Source organism: Caballeronia sp. SEWSISQ10-4 2 (assembly GCF_030464885.1).
Lineage (GTDB): Bacteria > Pseudomonadota > Gammaproteobacteria > Burkholderiales > Burkholderiaceae > Caballeronia.
In genome coordinates this window covers 1-16,280 of record NZ_JALPRJ010000036.1, presented here as the reverse complement: position 1 = coordinate 16,280, position 16,280 = coordinate 1, and the positions used below count along the sequence as shown (strand labels likewise).

The following is a 16,280-nucleotide window of genomic DNA, read 5'->3' as shown; positions in this document are numbered from 1 at the left end:
GCCTTGACGACGCCGAAGACCGCGTTTATTGTACTTAAATCCCATTTCGGAACTTAATTTCCTTAATGTGCCCCGAGCTTACCGTGGGATAGGAGACAGTCTCGACCAGCCGATCTCGGCGCCGCGAGATGAAAACACAAACCTGCACACTGACCGAGGTCCATCATCTTGGCCCATCATCCTTTCCTGAACGACACACAACTATCCGCGGAGCCACGTGCTGGCGCACGTGCGTGGTATGCGGTCGGTCTGCTGCTATGCCTGTACATCCTGTCTTTTTTCGGCCGACAAATCATTTCGCTTTTGGTGGAGCCCCTCGAGAAGGACTTGGGCTTGACCGAGGTCCAGATCGGGCTTCTGATTGGCTTCTCGTTCACGCTGGTGTACGCCATTGGTGGAATAGCGTTTGGATGGTTCGTCGACACCTTTCCACGAAAGTTGATTATCTTCGTCGGCACAATTATCTGGGCCTTGAGTTGCATCGGCTGTGGGCTCACAACGTCGTTCGGATGGCTCTTCGTCGCTCGCATGGGCGTTGGCATCGGCGAAGCAACGTTGATGCCGGCGGCATATGCTCTCCTGAGCGATACATTCCCGCGGCGGCGGCTAGCCACTGCACTGGGAGTTTTTTCGTTTGGCGCCACGTTTGGTATCGCAATTTCTCTCGGTCTCGGTGGCTATCTACTGGCGCTGTTTGCTCGTTCTCGTGGGATAGAAACGCCCTTGGGCCACCTTGACCCGTGGCAAGCAGCGTTTGTTATAGCGGGGTGTCCTCCACTTGTCTTTGGCCTGCTGGCGCTGACATTGCCTGAACCCACCCGAAAAAAGCGGACCTTCGGGCATCCGCCTGCTGCGACTCCACTACTCGCCGTACTTCGTCGGCGTCGAGGCATCATGGCCGCCCAGTTCGCGGGGTTCTCCATGAATGCATTGATGGGCTACACACTCATGGCGTGGGCACCGGCATTCATGAGCCGGAGCTACGGCTGGAGACCGGGTGAGATCGGTCCAGCGCTTGCGCTCGCTTTCGGCTTAAGTGGCGCTATCGCGACTCTTGGCAGTGGATATCTGGCGGATCGCATGTGGGCACGCGGCATAAATGGCAGCCATTACATACTCGCCGCATCAGCTTTAGCCGTCTCCTCTCCATTCGGCGTTGTCGCCTTTCTCTCACCCAGTCCCTGGATTTTTCTTGTCGGAATATTCGTGGTGTATTTTGCGGCGGCAGTCTCACTCAACATGGGCGCCACCTCACTTCAGCTGCTTACACCACCTGCATTGAGGGGCCGTGTGTCCGGTCTATATCTTTTCTGCACTAATATGTTCGGGGCCGGCCTCGGTCCGCTGATCGTCGCGCTGCTGACACAGCATCTGTTTCATGACCGCGCCAAAGTCGGGATTGCGATGGCTATCGTGACGCCCACAGCCGCGCTGTCTGGCGCAATTATTCTTGGCTTGGCATGGCGTCGATATGCAAAGTTGATTACCGATGCCGAAGACTCAGTTGAGGGACTGAAGTCGGTAGACGTCGCGGTGTCTGGCGCCCCAGTATTAGGGACGAAATCATAACGTTACGATACCGGCGTTCGTCGAATACTCGTATCCGCGTGACCATCCCGACTTGAATTGCGCTGACCGACCCGGAAAGATCGCATCCGCTTAAATAGGTGGACACGTGAACACTATCGAAGAAGTACCGCGTGGCCGGTGCCGACGCCGGCGGTATAGTATGGAGTTCAAAGCCCGGGCGGTAGCGGTCTGTCGGAGGCCGGAGGTGGCGCTCGCCGCCATCGGTTTACACCACAGATCGAACGCGATCTGTAACAGGCAACGGGCGCAGCTTCACCTTGATTACCTGTCACCTGTGGCACTCACGCAGCGATACTATCTGAATCGGGTCGCGGCTTAACCCGTTTGTGTTCACGCATTCCCACCTCCGTTCGCTGTGCGCCACTATCAACGGTGATAGCGGTCAAGCCTCGCCTCCGCGAACTACACCAACAGCTCGCTACAGAATCGCATTGACCTGGGCGCAGTTCAAGGTTTTTCTCGCTCAAACTCTTTCAGGCGTTCTGCTCCGAGGCGTTGCCTCAATCCGCAGGCACTGGCTCCGTTTTTCTGACGCATCCAGTCGCTGCGTCTGTGCAGACGTAGCCCGTCTCGGCAGTTATCGACGTGATCATCACACTACCGTCGTGTCGAGCCTCCGGGACGGTCGTCGATGCCTTTCTCATGTGACGTTCAGGTCGTCACTCTCGACGGTGAGAGGCATGTCGAGGACTATGCGGCCAAGCTGCGGGTATCCACCGATATGTCATAGTGAGACTTTATTCCCATAATAAGATGTAAATACCAAAACAAGTTTCTTCTCCTCGTGTGCGCTTTCAATTGCCTGCACGTCTGGATCGTTTTGGGTCGCTGGTCTTGCGATCATGGCCATGGATGGCTGTCAAGCGATGCGGCCATACAACAACTGGGCCGACGTTTGCGCTGCATCACGATACCAATCGATGTCGCGACTTTCCTGGTCCTGTCACTTGCATGAGTGGCAGGATGTCCGTTACGAGTTTATGCCCACATTAGATACTAAGTAATACATATCAAGGAGATAGCGGTGAGGAGATACTTACATGGTTTGTTGATTGCTCTGCCTCTAGCTTCTACTCAGGTTCGGGCACAAAGTGACCTTACCTTATACGGAATCCTCGATACCAGTGTGGAACTCACAAATGTTGGAAATGGCGCGACGGCAAGAATGGATTCCGGGGGAGTGAACGGGTCCAGGTATGGCATGAAAGGTGCGGAAGACATCGGGGCTGGCTACAAAATAAAATTTACCCTTGAACAGGGGATTTCATCTGCCAATGGCGCCGCATCAAATCCTGCGCTCGCATTCAGCCGTCAGGCCTGGGTCGGAATGGCCGCTCCCTGGGGTGAGGTACGAGCCGGATTACAGAACTCGCCCGTGTACGTAACGGTGACTGCTGTGCTTGATGCATTTACCGTCAACACGTTAGCATCCGGCCTGGACAGCTTTTTAAGTATCTCGCCAAGACAAAATAATGCAATTACCTATCTGAGTCCCGACTTCCATGGACTTTCCGGCCAGGTCATGGTGAGCTTGCGTGATTCAAGTACAAAACCGGACAACGGTATTGCAGCCTATAACCTCGCCGCTGAATACAATCGCGGGCCGTTAAATTCTGCAATAGGTTATCAACGGGTTACCAACTTCGTGGGTAGTTCCACCCTCAACGCGCTGTTCATTGGAGGCAACTACGCATTCGGGCCGCTTAAAGTTTTTGCTGCATATCACAACGCAAAAATCACAGGTCTGGTTGATCGGGACGTTTATTCGCTATCGGCCAGCTATCAATTCAGCGTTTCAACAATGCTTTCCTTCGGTGGCGCTCACGCTCACGACAGGTCTGGCATGGGCAATGGAGGTGACCAGGTTGGGCTGATGTACTGGTATTTTGTCTCAAAGAGTACCACCCTGTATGCAAGCGCAGCATTTTTGGACAATCACAATCACGCAACTTTCACGATTAACGGTGCTCCGGTGGGGATCCCGGTGGCGTACCCCGGCGCCAACCCTAGAGGCATACAGCTAGGTATCCAGCATCGGTTCTAAGGATTGGCCCATGCTGCATGCAGGGTCGTCTTCGGACAAAACTCACCTGAAAATCGGGCTCAACTTCACGTTAGCTCCACTACTTGCAAATTGTATTCGGTCGGGCCCACTGCGCGGAAGCGATGAGTGTGGCCCGAGGTCGAGACATGACGTGGCCCGTGTTGCACTGACAATGCGAATTCCAAAACCGGGGACGATGCTGGATGCGCGCGCAGGTCCCGCCCCTCTGCAACGCCAACTCCTTTGGTCTGGCTCCCACGAAACACCAACAGCCAAACGGGTCATAGGCGTGTCGCCATATATGGCAGCGATTCCGCGCCCCCCCAAAGCGCGCATAACGAGCGTGCCCCCCCGCCACCATCAGCACGGTACCCACCAGCCGTAACCCGTTGAAGGATGTTGAGTTGCACCAACCAGGCCGAAATGATCGATCGCAACCGAGGCAATGAGGTTTGCACAGATCGTCAGGCCATTGAGCGTGCCGACCCCGGCCTTCTGCACCAGAGTCAGCCCCGCAAACACGGCGACCGCCCCAACGATACCGCCGAGCGGGGCTCACGATTTCATCCTGCGTAAATCTCCGAGGGTCGGAAGTGGCGTGGGCTGAACGCTGAACGCCGCGATGGTCAGAAATGTCACCAGCAGAAACGAAACGCTCGAAGCAAGCCACGGATTGGCGAGCGATCGCTTCAGCTCGCCGTTAATGGGTGCGTCGGCAGCCTGCAAGATGCCGTCGATGACGATAAATGGATAGACCCATGAGCTGCTCATCACGCTCCTCCGCTGGAATCCCTGAATGCCCGATCAGAAGCCGTGCACCCATCGCCAGTACGAGCGCGGACAGCATGACCACAGATCCGATCTTGAAAAACTTCATGAAATCCACCTCTTCACCCTCGCAGCGGATCGAGAGGAGCCACAGGATAGTGGCGAGTGAACCGGTGATCGACAGGTTCGGGCCAAGGTCCACGCCGATCAGCATGGCGTCGATCACCCGTTCCGGGCTGTGCGCCTGCAATGCGGTCGCGCTCGCGGCCAGCCCGGCCGGCAGATTGTTGATCGCATTGCTGCCCAGCGCGATGGCAAGCCCCGATGTCGTGGCTGCGGCCAACTAACTGTCCAGCGTCGCCCGCGCGAGCAGTTGCGAAAATTGCGCAATGACGCCTGTTTTCGCGAGCATTTCGACAAGCACGAAGAGTCCCGCAACGAGCGGCAGCACGCTCCATGAGATGGCGCTGATCAGCGCCATCGGCGACTCACGCTTCTTGGAGTAGAGAAGCTATGGAGGATCGATGCAAACGTGGGTGGTATGCCCTGTTCAACGGCCCGTGGCGAGACATCGCCCGATATCGTGCTTACCGTGCCGGAGAGGCGGAGCCTGTCGCGCACCAAGTCGTCAAGGGGTCCGAGTACAGACACGTCACGGTAGTCTTGGACGATGAAGAAGCCGGCGGCACGCTGTTTTCCTACGACAAGCTCTTCGGTGCAGAGGAACTGAGAACAACCGACCGGAATTGTATTGACGAGGGTAACGAAACGATCATCGACAGAACTCTGCGCCTTTTGTACGTGGCCTGCAGCCGGGCCGAGGAAAGTCTTGCTTTGATCCTTTCAGCGAGGAATCCAAAGGCCGCGCTCGGCGCGATCGAACAGGCTGGATAGTTTGCCGCGGACGAAGTGATCGCTGTACTAAACCGCTGACGCGGTAGTGGGAGGTGGGCACAGGTCTATGGCTGACGTTTCATGAAGAGGGTTGTCTGGCGCTGGACCCCAGCGAGGTGGTGAGCGGTGTCGCCGGGAGCAGTATGTGAACGCCCGGTTGGGCATTCCACCCACTGCTTCCAGGAGGCTCGCCATGACGCCACTGCGCCAACGCATGCTGCACGACATGCAGATCCGCAACCTTGCTGTCAACACGCAGAAGACCTATCTCCTGCAGGTTTCCAGTTTCGCCCGACACTTCCGGCGCTCACCCGAGGTGCTCGGTCCCGAAGAGATCCGTGCCTGGATTATCCACCTGACCAACGAACGCAAGCTCGCGCCAGCCAGTGTCCAACTGGCCGTAGGCGCGCTGCGCTTCCTCTACCGCATCACGCTCAGGCGGGGCTGGTGCGACGAGGACTTTCCGCTGCCCAAACGGCCCTTGAAGCTGCCCGTCATCTTGAGCTTCGAGGAAGTCACGCGTTTCTTCGAGTCGATTCCCAGCCTGAAGCAGCGCGCCATCCTGATGACGGCCTATGCGGCCGGCCTGCGTGTTTCCGAAGTCGTGCATCTGAAGGTCACCGATATCGACAGCCAGCGGATGATGATCCGTGTCCGCCAGGGCAAAGGCCGTAAGGATCGCTACGTAATGCTCTCGCCGCGTCTGCTCGAGGTCCTGCGACTGTACTGGCAGGACGCCCACCCGAGGGAATGGCTCTTTCCAGGGAGCATTCTCGGGCGGCCCATCAGCCGCCAGGCCGTGGGCGACGCATGCCAGCTTGCACGTGAGCGCAGCGGCATCACGAAACCCGTTACACCACATTCTTTGAGGCACGCGTTCGCCACTCATCTGCTGGAAACCGGTGCCGATGTACGCAGGATCCAGCTGCTCATGGGACATCGCAGCATGGCGACCACGGCACGGTACCTCAAGCTGGCGACGAGCACCGTGTGCGCCACCACCAGTCCCTTCGACCTGCTGCCGCATCCCGCACCCGTTCCACCCCAGCCGCCTGCGCCCGAGTACTTCTGAAGCCAGCGATGCGACCAGCGCTCGAGGTGGCGGACATCTTCCGCCGCTTATGCGCAAGTGAAGAACGATTTCCTGGTACTCGCAGGCTGTGTTAAAGCGGACATCCCCACAAACACAGCAGAGGACCTGCATGATGACAGCAAGACGAACGACCATCCGGCAACTGGCACTGACCGAGGTCGTTGACCGCGACACACCCGGCGCGACGCCGGTCAGTATCACCACTCCCGATGGCGGCACCATCTATCACACGGCCCCGCTCGCGGCCCCCGACACCGGCAAGCGACGCGACGCCCGCCCGCAGTGGATCGCAGACACCTTCCCTCTCTTTCCTGTTGTCCGTCTCGCTGAGGGTGCGCCGTGGGCCGAGGCGAACGTCTGGCTCATCGATATGATGGAGTCGAAGTCGTCACCCAACATGCTGACGTTCGCCGGCATCGCAGACGACCTGGTGGCGTTCCGTCGTTATCTGGATTACGAGGGCGTCGACTGGCTGACGTTCCCCGCGAACAAGCGGCAACGTCCGACCTACCGCTACAGCGCCTCGATCAGGCTGGCCGTACAGGCAGGCGAACTGTCTCCGGGTGTCGCCAAGCGTCGTATGGGCGCTGTGGTGCGCTTCTATCGCTGGCTCATGACCGAAGCAGGCTTCAGGCCCGCGAACGCGCCGTGGGTCGAATCTGACCGTTTCATCGAGTTCAAGGACCAGAAGGGTTTCAGCAGCGTGATCGAGGTCAAGACCACCGACCTGTCGATCAGTGGTCGGCGCGCCGAAGACCCGTGGGACGATCACATCCAGGACGGCGGTCGCCTGCGCCCGCTCCCGTCTTCCGAGCAGTCAGTACTGCTTGAATCGCTAGCCACACTCGGCAACACCGAGATGACGCTCATTCATCTGTTCGCGCTGTTCACAGGTGCTCGCATCCAGACAGTACTGACCGTGCGCGCGAAACACGTGATGCGCGAGCCGGAAGAGTTTCACGGTGACGATATCCGGCTCGCCTGCGGGCCGGGTACGGGCATCGACACGAAGGGTGGCGTCAAGGGCGTGCTGCTCCTGCCGCGCAGTTTCTACGAGCGGCTCTACATCTACGTGCACAGCGATCGCGCGCGCAAGCGTCGCCGTCTGGCAGACGGCGACGATCACCCCGACCAGCCGCTCTTTCTGAGCCATCGAGGTGCGCCACTCTACGAGGGTCGCGCGTCGCGCGACCCGCTCATCACTGGCGCGCGCGTGCGCCGTCACGTCAAGACCGGGCAGGCCGTGCGCCAGTTCATCAGGGACGAACTTTTGCCCATGATGCGCGTGCGGCTTGACAACCCCAGGTACGAGTTCAGCTTCCACGACCTGCGCGCGACCTTCGGGCTGAACATGGTCGACGCGATGACAGCGAACGGGACGAAGTACACGCGGGCGCTCGATCACTTGCGGCAGCTGATGTGGCACGTACAACCATCTACGAGCGAGCGCTACCTCGCTTACCGCGATAATCGCAAACTGTTCGACGCTGTGCAGGACGGCTGGGGAGCGCACCTGTCGACGCTGGTCACGCGCACCCTCAACACCGAGGTGGCATCATGAGCCGCCGGTACGAGGAAGTGCTCATGCCGCTCGCGGAGGGCACGACGTTGCTACACCCCGAGCGCGCGCTGCTCAGGTGGGAAGGCGTGAGGAGGCGTTCCGATATTGGTCAGATCTGCTACCTGAAACGTGACACGTCAAGCTCGCATCGCACGCGACGCACTTTCGACCACTCAAGCTTCTGCAGCGAACGCGCCAGGGTCGTACGCCTGCTGGTGACGCAGCTTTCCGGGCGTATGACCCTTGGCGCGATGCGTCCGAGGACGGTCCACGGCGCTTTGAGCGGCGTGCTTGAATTCGCCAACTGGGCCGACAGGCAGGGCTTGCATCAGGCGCTCTGTGACGAGAAGGCTACCGCAGAGGCGGTTCATTGCTACTTCCACGAGAAGCGCGAGCAGGTCTCGCTGGGTAACCTGAACCGAAATTCCGTCGCCAGCGATCAGCGTAATCTCTTGTCGATGCTGCGTGAGCTATTCCGAAACGACGACTTCTGCACTGATGCCAAGGTGTTACGCCACCAACAGGATGCTTGGGTGCCGACGGCTGTGCCTGACGCCGAGGCACAAGCCGTCCTGCTCGCATGGGCTGACGCGCTTTTCAGCAGCATTAGCGCCATGGTGGTCGACTTCCAACCGTACCCGGTGCGCGTGACAACGGTGCGAGGCGAGACTCTTTGTCTTGTTCCGCACAACTACGGCCGTAGCGTCGGCGATGACGCGTGCAGCCTGTTTGGCTGGAATCTGGAGACCGGAGAGCCGCGCACGCGGGAGGAACTCAGGACGCGGATGCTTGAGGCAGGCGCTAACAGACCGCTTGAGCGTTCGTGGAACATCGCCAGGCGTGCGGCTAGACATCTTGCGGTGGCGAACGCGGACGCGCAGTCGCCGATCCGACGCTCGCACGCTTCGATAGCAGTCTCTTGTTTCGCTGCGCTGTTTCTCGCCGAAACAGGCATCAACCTCGCGCAACTGTTGGCCATGAAGTGGAGTCCGGAGCTTGCCGCGAGCCTGCAGGATGCGTCGGTCGCGCGTCAGAAGTTTCGTGAGGTCAAGTACCGGGCAGGCGGGAAGGAGGTTACGTTCACCGTCTCGCTGAGCTTCATGCCCAAGCTCAAGACGTATCTGGCGTTGCGCGAGTTTCTGGTGCAGGACGCAGACCGGGACGCGTTGTTCGTCGTAGTCGGACACCATGCCCAACTGCGGCGGCTAACGGGTCTCACAACCCACTTTCTGGATCTGCTTTACTGTCGTCTCGACACGCTCGGGATCGCGCTGACGCGTATTAGCGCACGGCAGTGGCGTGCGGCAAAGCAGGATTGGGCGGTGCGCAACCACGACCCGCTCGTCGCGGCCAGACTGATGGGGCACTCGCTGGCCACGGCGCTCCGCTCGTACTCGAACGGTACCGATGCCGCGCACAAGGCTGAGATGGGCGCGTTCCTCGCTTCGGTCGAGAGGACCGTGCTGAAGCCTGGCGACGACCCGGCGGGCAGCATCAGGAGTGCGGTAGGCGTCTGCGTTGAGTTCCACAAGCCTGTGCCGATCACGGCGTCAGTCACCGTACAGCCTGACTGCCGCTCGACCGAAGGGTGTCTCTTCTGCGATCGGTACCGCGTGCACGCTGACGCCACCGACATTCGCAAGCTGCTGAGCTGCCGTCACTGCGTCAGGCTCGTGAGCGGGCGCGCCGGCTCGATCGAGCAATACGACAGCTCGTTCGGCGCGGTGCTGCGGCGCGTTGGGTTCCTGTTGGATGAACTGCGCAAGCGCAATGCCGCGATGGTCGATCGCATCGAGCAGGACGTTGACGTCGCCGGGAATCTGGACGCTTTCTGGTCGGCCAAGCTCGACCAGCTTTTCGAATTGGGAGTGGCATGAACAACACGTTGATTGCGCCGATCGTTGACCGCCCTGACTGGTACCGGGTCGAAGACGATACGGTCGTCACGCGCGACACGGCTGGGAACACTGTTTCGCTGTTTGGTGACGACGCCTGGGACGTCCGTGCATACGCGGTTGGGCTGCGCTGGACCCATATCAATTTCAGGGGCCACGTGCCTGACGACGTGAGCCGCGCCCTTTCAGCGGCGACTACGCGTCAGTGGAAGCAGGTCATGTACTTTCTGATGCATGAAGCGACAGATACGGTACCTGCGTCCAATACGCTTCAAACTCGTTCAATATACCTGAGGGAGTTTACGTTCTTTGCCGCCGCACGTCAGCTTACGCTCTACGAGGGGCTGTCCAATGTCGTCGTTGTTCTTGACTATGTCGCGCAAGCAGGGATGGAGACGAAGGCCCAGCGCCTTCATTCGATTCTGGTGAAGCTTCACCGTCTGGGTGTCGGGACCACGGGGCTGCGCGTACCGCTGGCCCAACTGCACAAGCCTCTGCTCGAACGCTACGCGCAACGTGCTGGAAGCTCACAACACCCTGTCATCCCGACGCGGATCTACCAGCACTTCCTGTCAACCTGTGAGCATGACCTCAGCGTCGCTGAGGGCGTCGCCGACATGCTGTCGGATTACCTCGCACGACTGTACGCCGCCGAGAGTCCGGTTGTCCTTGCAGAACTAGTAAGGATAACCACACACTTCGGGGGCGAGGACTCCCCTTACGTCGTGTCATCGCTTGTGGCGTCGATCAGGGCACTATGCCAGCTTGTCATCCTGTCATTCACCGGCATGCGTGCGATGGAAGCGGAGAACCTGCCGTACGACTGTCTGAGCGAGACCCGTCTGGATGGCGTGACCCACTACGCCATCGAGGGCATCACGACCAAGCTGTCGGGCGGTCGTCCCAGACGCGCATGCTGGGTGACCAGCCCTCTCGCTGCCCGCGCCATCAGGCTCGCCCAACGCCTGTCGGGCGAGGCGCACCGTGCGCACGGCGCACAAGATTACGCCGAATCGACGGATGGCTCGCACCTTCTGTTCTGCCGGATGGGTCTGCGTAGGGAGGGGTACGTGGCAAACCGGGCCGCGAATAACATACATGACGATATCGAAGCCTTTCGTGAGCGCGTCTTCCCGACGATCACGGTCGAGGACATCGCTGAGCTGAAGCGTGTCGATATGCACCGCGCGTGGGAAGACGAGCCGAAGTACGCGCTCGGGCAGCAGTGGCCATTCACGCGTCACCAGCTTCGCCGCGCGCTCGCGCTCTACGCGCACCGCAGCGGTCTCGTAACGCTACCGACGCTCAAGCGTCAGTTGCAGCACATCACGCAGGAGATGACCATGTACTACGCGCGCGGCTCCGCGTTCGCAAAGGGCTTCATCGACACCGACAAGACCCACTTCGCGAAGGAATGGGTTGAGACGCAGGGTCTATCCGAGTACCTTGCGTACGCCGAGCAGGTGCTGTTCTCTGACGAGCGGCTGTTTGGCGGGCATGCAGCGTGGACGCAGAGCCGTGCCGTGCAGGCGTCGCCCGTGTCGGTTTATTCGCGCGAGCAGACGGTGAGGATGTTCGGGAAGGGAGAACTGGCGTACCGCGAGACGGTGCTGGGCGGCTGTGCCAGCGTGGAGCCGTGCAAGTCGACGCCGCTCGACTGGATGCGTCTGGATTGCCTTGAATCAAATTGCCGAAACCTCGTGGTCGTGCCGTCGAAGCTTCAGCGCGTGATCAAGGCGCAGCAGGTTACGGTCGCGAAGCTGCGCGCTATCGATAAGGCGAGCGTCGAATACCGTATCGAGGCCCAGACGCTGCAACGACTGCTTGACGCGCAGGAGAAATCGATCAAGCCGGAGGCAGCATGAACGACGCCATGACCGACTACTACGCCGCCCTTGAGCGCCTGAAGAATCGCAAGGGTGTGCGTATCAACAATGACACCGTGGCGATCGAGGCTGGCCGCAAGAAGGGGAGCATCAAGAAGTCGCGCCCGCAGTTCACCGGACCGATCGCAGCGATCGACGTGGCCAACGCGGTAGTCGGGCGCCCGAAGCTCGAACTGACCGAGCGTCTGAACCGCGCGAAGGGCGACGTGAAGGAACTGCAGGCACAGCTTGACGAGTCGATGGCTCGTGAACTCGCATTGCTGCGGCAGGTGTTCAGCCTGCGCAAGGAACTGGCCGCGTTGCGTGGCGGTAGCGTCCTGCCCTTGCAACCGCGCTAGATCCGGGCGGGCGTCTGGGCTACTTCGCTTGCGTCGATGAACCCTTGACGCGCGATAGGTTGACACGCTCCAGCATGGTCGGAAGCCCCGACTTTATCGGGCTTCCGACCATGCGAAACCTGCGGCGAAAGATGGACACTCCGACGGTCGTTCTGTCCATTTCTTCTGCTAATTTTATGGACACCCTGCAACCTGCTGATTTCAGTATTTTCAAGGCTCCGTGTGATGTCCATTTTCCTTATCTTGCGCGTAGCCGCTGCGGCCCTCACTACCGGCAGACCCATGCCGACGCCCTCAGTCGTGCCCAGCGCCGCGCAATGAGCGCCATCGAGCTGTGCCGCACCGCCGCGCTCGGCGGTCATGTCGAGCAGTGCGATGCCTGCGGCCATCAGCGCATTGCCTACGACTCGTGTCGCCATCGCTGCTGTCCGAAGTGCCAGTCGCTTGCCCGCGCGCAATGGCTCGAGCGCCGGCACGCCGAACTGCTGCCTGACGTCGAATATTTCCATGTCGTCTTCACGCTGCCCGAGCCCATCGCCGCACTCGCGTACCAGAACAAGAAGACGCTCTACGATCTGCTGTTTCGCACCAGCGCCGAGACGCTGCGCACGATCGCCGCCGATCCCAAACACCTCGGCGCGGAGATCGGCTTCATCACGATCCTGCACACGTGGGGGCAGAATCTGCTGCACCATCCGCACGTGCATTGCGTCGTACCAGGCGGCGGCATCGCGCCCGATGGCGAGCGCTGGATCGCCTGCCGCCCCGGCTTCTTCCTGCCCGTACGGGTCCTCTCGCGGCTCTTTCGGCGGCTCTTTCTCGACCAGCTGCGCCGTGCGTTCAATGCCGGCGTGCTGCGCTTCCATGGCCAGCTCGAGCCGTTGCGTGACCCGCGAGCGTTCGCCGCCTGGCTCGCGCCCGCCGCCCAGGCCGAGTGGGTTGTCTACGCGAAACCACCCTTTGGCGGCGCCGAACACGTGCTCGATTATCTGGGTCGCTACACCCATCGGGTCGCCATCTCGAATAGCCGGCTGCTGAGCTTCGACGGCGACGCGGTCACCTTCCGGTGGAAGGACTACAAACATGACGCCGCAAGCAGAACCATGACGCTCGCTGCCGACGAATTCATCCGCCGCTTCCTGCTGCATGTGCTGCCCGACGGCTTCAAGCGCATCCGCAGCTACGGGTGGCTCGCCAACTGTCATCGGGCAGCCCGCCTCGCCACCTGCCGGCGGCTGCTCGGCGTCGAGCCGCCCGCCGCTGCGTCACCCGCCATCGGGGAAGACTACCGTGACCGTTACCTGCGGCTCACCGGCAAATCACTTCGCGACTGCCCCGTGTGCGGCAAGGGCCAGATGGTCCGCATCGAAGGCGGTGTGCCTGGCATCCTGCCGCGCGCTCCACCTGACCCGAGCCATGTGCACTGACCGGCATCAGCACCACCCCCGAGCACGTTGGTCTTCCCCCATGCGGCCAACGCGAACCGACTCGTGCCTTAGCGTCGTCGCACCATCACAAGGCCGCGAAACCCCGCGCTATCTGCCCGTTGACCCTCGCATTTCCGTTGTCTTCGCGCGACCGGCTCTGTCAGACCGCCCGGTTCCGGCGTGCGCCACACGTGCGCCGGGCATCGCGAATCAACGCGACGATCATTCAATGCCCATAGACGCCAGCGCCAGCGGAGCGGTTTAGCACAAACATTTTTTTGGTCACCGATCGCGGACTGGCCCCGACCGGCCTGTTCACGCGTCAGTAGCCGCGATCGCCAACCAAAAAAATCTCTGCTCTATGTCTTCGGAGACATAGTCGCCACGCGACGGCGGCGCATCTGTTGCAGGCTGGCGTCGACATCAGTGTCATTGCATTGTGGCTGGGCCATGAAAGCATCGACACGACGCACATCTACAAGGAGTCTGATCTTGCGCACAAGGAAGAAGCGCTAGGTCGCCTGCAGCCTGTCGGGCAGCGTACGGCGCGTTTTCACGCAACCGACAAGGTCATGGCGTTCCTCGAAACCCTCTGATTATGCGCACCGCAACGGCCGGGGTTTCGTGCTCCAGACGGCTCCCCGGCCGACGCTTCGCCTAATCTGCCGGTGTGGGTAATGCAAATATCTGAAGCTTCAGATACTAACGAATCCCGGTCGGGCCTCTATATAGAGCCCCAGTGCCGAACAAATGCAAGCGTGAGTTGCTGAGGCTTATGCGCGTCTGCTGACATTGCGGCCTCTGCTGGACGAGATTTTCCGTATCCTACCCGATGGGCCGATTGATGAATACTCTCAGCCACCGGACTTTTTAAGCGCGACGACCCCAGGGCGCACGGCAGTTTTAAGGCCGCTCCTTGGCCAGTTTTCGCCTGTGAGACTGACCGACGCCACCTTGCCTGCGGTCAATAGGCGCCGAAGATGCGGTCGAGCGCGACCAAGATGGCGTCGCGGTGATCCGCAAGGGAGCCGATGCGGCTGCCGAGCGCATTCAACGTTATGGCACTCATTGCAGGCGTGTCGACGAAGTGTTTCTCGCCATTGATCTCGAAGATCGGCAGCAAATCGGACGGTTTGCCTGAGAACCCGAGATCCGGGGTAGGTCGCAAAGGAATCACGATGCGCGTCGGCAAGATTCCGACATGCGAGCTCTGCACGTCGAGCAGGTACGGTGCAAGGCGCCGCGTCTGATCGTCGGGGTTACCGTAGAGATCAAAACGCGCCATTAAAACGTCCTGTACTTCGCGAGCGGCAGCCCGTCGCGTTCAACCATCGCCGTGTATGCTGCGACCAACTCGGCATTGTCGTCGGCCCAACGGCGAGCCTCAGTCTCCTGGATTTCTTCGCGCACACCACGCTCACTCGCGCGCGAAAGGTTGATCCCCAGCTCCTTGGCCCGATCCAGGACTTCAGGCGGCAGCGTGACGTTCGTGGACTTGCGCGCCCGGACTTCGAGTGCCTTACCCATGTGCATTTCCATGGTTGAAAACATGTGCATTATAGTCCACATGCCCGATGATCGCCAACAGGACGCCGGATGATTGTTATCCAACCCGACCGTCTGCCGGCTCATGGAACGCAGTAAGCACCCATGCCGGTACGCCAACTTATGGCGCGGGAGTAGAAACGCAATGGCTCTCGACTCTTCCTCTAGCGGGCACACCCGCAAACTGATGAGTAAGCGTCTCCCATGCTGCCACTTCCGCAGAGTTCTAATGCCGCCATTTTGGTGTAAAATTGATGCCAAATGGCAGGAGGTGAGTCGTGAGCGCTATAGAGACTGTTTCAGCAGACGCGTTGCTTGGCGGGCGGGCGGTATTTGCCCGCGCGCCTCGGTCGGGCCTTGAATGGGTCGATGTGGTCCGTCACGGCATCTCCTCGAGGGCCCTCGACTCAATGCTGAAGTCGATCGGCCTATCGCAGGCGGAACTTGCGCAGGCACTAGACATCCCCGAGCGGACCCTCGCGCGGCGCAAGCGCGAAGGCGTGCTCAGTCGCGAAGAGTCGGCGAAATTGCTACGACTCGCGCGGACGGTGGCCCGGGCCGCGGAGGTATTCGAGGGACTCGATGCCGCGCTCAATTGGCTAAAGACTCCCATTGAGGCTCTGGAAGGTGCGACACCGCTCAGCCTTATAGATACCGATATCGGGGCCGATAGTGTGATGGACACATTGGGCCGCATCGAGCATGGTGTGTTTGCTTGATGCGCACGGTATGGCGAGTGGTCACGCAACGATACGCAGATACGGCCTTTTCGGGGGAAGGCGCGCGGTTGTATGGCGGACGGTGGAACCCCAAGGGCCTCGCGATGGTTTATACGGCCCAAACGCAGTCGCTTGCTCTGCTAGAAATGCTGGTGCAGGACGCCCCACTTCATGCTAGCTATGTGATGATTCCAGTTCGCGTGCCCGAGCAAATCGTCGCGCATATCGACCAAACTACATTGCCTACTGACTGGCGCGAGCTTTCAGCCAGGAATGACCTTCAACAAATCGGGGCGGCGTGGATACACGCAGGAACGAGTGCCGTGCTTGCAGTTCCGAGCGCCGTCGTTCCTGCTGAGTTTAACTATCTACTCAATCCCACTCATTCCGATTGCGCGCTCCTCGAGATTGGGACGCATACGGAGTGGCTGACTGACCAAAGGTTGATGCGGCGCGCGACCGGGCCTAGTACAACATCCCCTAAATAGGTTTATTAATTATCTGACTGTAAATAGGGCTC

14 protein-coding genes and 2 pseudogenes are annotated in these 16,280 nt (G+C 60.1%); 12 read left to right on the top strand and 4 right to left on the bottom strand.

What is annotated here, in order from left to right; all coding sequences use genetic code 11:
* The first annotated feature begins 168 nt into the window (after nt 1-168).
* Entirely contained in the window at nt 169-1,569 is a 1,401-nt protein-coding gene (locus M0D69_RS23620; protein WP_165936815.1) for an MFS transporter, read from the top strand.
* 1,045 nt (nt 1,570-2,614) lie between these two features.
* Nucleotides 2,615-3,634, top strand: a complete 1,020-nt coding sequence (locus M0D69_RS23615; protein ID WP_165936816.1) for a porin — start codon at nt 2,615-2,617, stop codon at nt 3,632-3,634.
* Nucleotides 3,635-3,994: 360 nt separating this feature from the next.
* Here M0D69_RS23615 and M0D69_RS23610 read toward each other — a convergent pair.
* Nucleotides 3,995-4,405: pseudogene (locus M0D69_RS23610) on the bottom strand (DMT family transporter).
* 28 nt (nt 4,406-4,433) lie between these two features.
* A pseudogene (locus M0D69_RS23605) lies at nt 4,434-4,913 on the bottom strand (ArsB/NhaD family transporter); the annotation flags it as partial.
* 152 nt (nt 4,914-5,065) lie between these two features.
* Here M0D69_RS23605 and M0D69_RS23600 point away from each other — a divergent pair.
* The 8 genes from M0D69_RS23600 (at nt 5,066) to M0D69_RS23565 (ending at nt 14,092) form a co-directional block, all read left to right on the top strand.
* Entirely contained in the window at nt 5,066-5,296 is a 231-nt protein-coding gene (locus M0D69_RS23600) for a hypothetical protein (RefSeq protein ID WP_183085611.1), read from the top strand.
* Nucleotides 5,297-5,489: 193 nt separating this feature from the next.
* Nucleotides 5,490-6,368 carry a site-specific integrase gene (locus tag M0D69_RS23595; protein WP_301784304.1) on the top strand — a complete coding sequence of 293 codons (879 nt, stop codon included), beginning with the start codon at nt 5,490-5,492 and terminating at the stop codon, nt 6,366-6,368.
* A gap of 130 nt (nt 6,369-6,498) precedes the next feature.
* Nucleotides 6,499-7,950 carry a site-specific integrase gene (locus M0D69_RS23590; protein WP_301784303.1) on the top strand — a complete coding sequence of 484 codons (1,452 nt, stop codon included), beginning with the start codon at nt 6,499-6,501 and terminating at the stop codon, nt 7,948-7,950.
* Nucleotides 7,947-9,827 carry an integrase gene (locus M0D69_RS23585; protein WP_301784302.1) on the top strand — a complete coding sequence of 627 codons (1,881 nt, stop codon included), beginning with the start codon at nt 7,947-7,949 and terminating at the stop codon, nt 9,825-9,827. Before M0D69_RS23590 ends, M0D69_RS23585 begins: the two co-directional genes overlap by 4 nt.
* On the top strand, nt 9,824-11,710 hold the full coding sequence (locus M0D69_RS23580; RefSeq protein WP_301784301.1) for an integrase: 1,887 nt from the start codon (nt 9,824-9,826) through the stop codon (nt 11,708-11,710). Before M0D69_RS23585 ends, M0D69_RS23580 begins: the two co-directional genes overlap by 4 nt.
* Entirely contained in the window at nt 11,707-12,069 is a 363-nt protein-coding gene (locus tag M0D69_RS23575) for a hypothetical protein (protein ID WP_301784300.1), read from the top strand. The genes M0D69_RS23580 and M0D69_RS23575 overlap by 4 nt, the downstream gene beginning before the upstream one ends.
* Before the next feature lie 176 nt (nt 12,070-12,245).
* Nucleotides 12,246-13,496, top strand: coding sequence for an IS91 family transposase (locus M0D69_RS23570; RefSeq protein WP_301784299.1), 1,251 nt, complete (start codon nt 12,246-12,248; stop codon nt 13,494-13,496).
* Between the two features lie 404 nt (nt 13,497-13,900).
* Nucleotides 13,901-14,092 (top strand): integrase, encoded by a 192-nt coding sequence (locus M0D69_RS23565; protein ID WP_301784298.1) that lies wholly within the window; start codon nt 13,901-13,903, stop codon nt 14,090-14,092.
* A gap of 368 nt (nt 14,093-14,460) precedes the next feature.
* On the opposite strand, the gene M0D69_RS23560 is transcribed toward M0D69_RS23565, so the two are convergent.
* Together M0D69_RS23560 and M0D69_RS23555 are read right to left on the bottom strand one after the other, a co-directional pair.
* Nucleotides 14,461-14,781, bottom strand: coding sequence for a CcdB family protein (locus tag M0D69_RS23560; RefSeq protein WP_301784297.1), 321 nt, complete (start codon nt 14,779-14,781; stop codon nt 14,461-14,463).
* Nucleotides 14,781-15,023 (bottom strand): type II toxin-antitoxin system CcdA family antitoxin, encoded by a 243-nt coding sequence (locus M0D69_RS23555; protein WP_241202532.1) that lies wholly within the window; start codon nt 15,021-15,023, stop codon nt 14,781-14,783. Before M0D69_RS23555 ends, M0D69_RS23560 begins: the two co-directional genes overlap by 1 nt.
* A 296-nt stretch (nt 15,024-15,319) precedes the next feature.
* Between M0D69_RS23555 and M0D69_RS23550 the strand changes: the two genes are divergently transcribed.
* Together M0D69_RS23550 and M0D69_RS23545 are read left to right on the top strand one after the other, a co-directional pair.
* Nucleotides 15,320-15,760 (top strand): antitoxin Xre-like helix-turn-helix domain-containing protein, encoded by a 441-nt coding sequence (locus tag M0D69_RS23550; protein WP_301784296.1) that lies wholly within the window; start codon nt 15,320-15,322, stop codon nt 15,758-15,760.
* Nucleotides 15,760-16,248 (top strand): RES family NAD+ phosphorylase, encoded by a 489-nt coding sequence (locus M0D69_RS23545; protein ID WP_301784295.1) that lies wholly within the window; start codon nt 15,760-15,762, stop codon nt 16,246-16,248. The genes M0D69_RS23550 and M0D69_RS23545 overlap by 1 nt, the downstream gene beginning before the upstream one ends.
* Nucleotides 16,249-16,280: the final 32 nt, after the last annotated feature.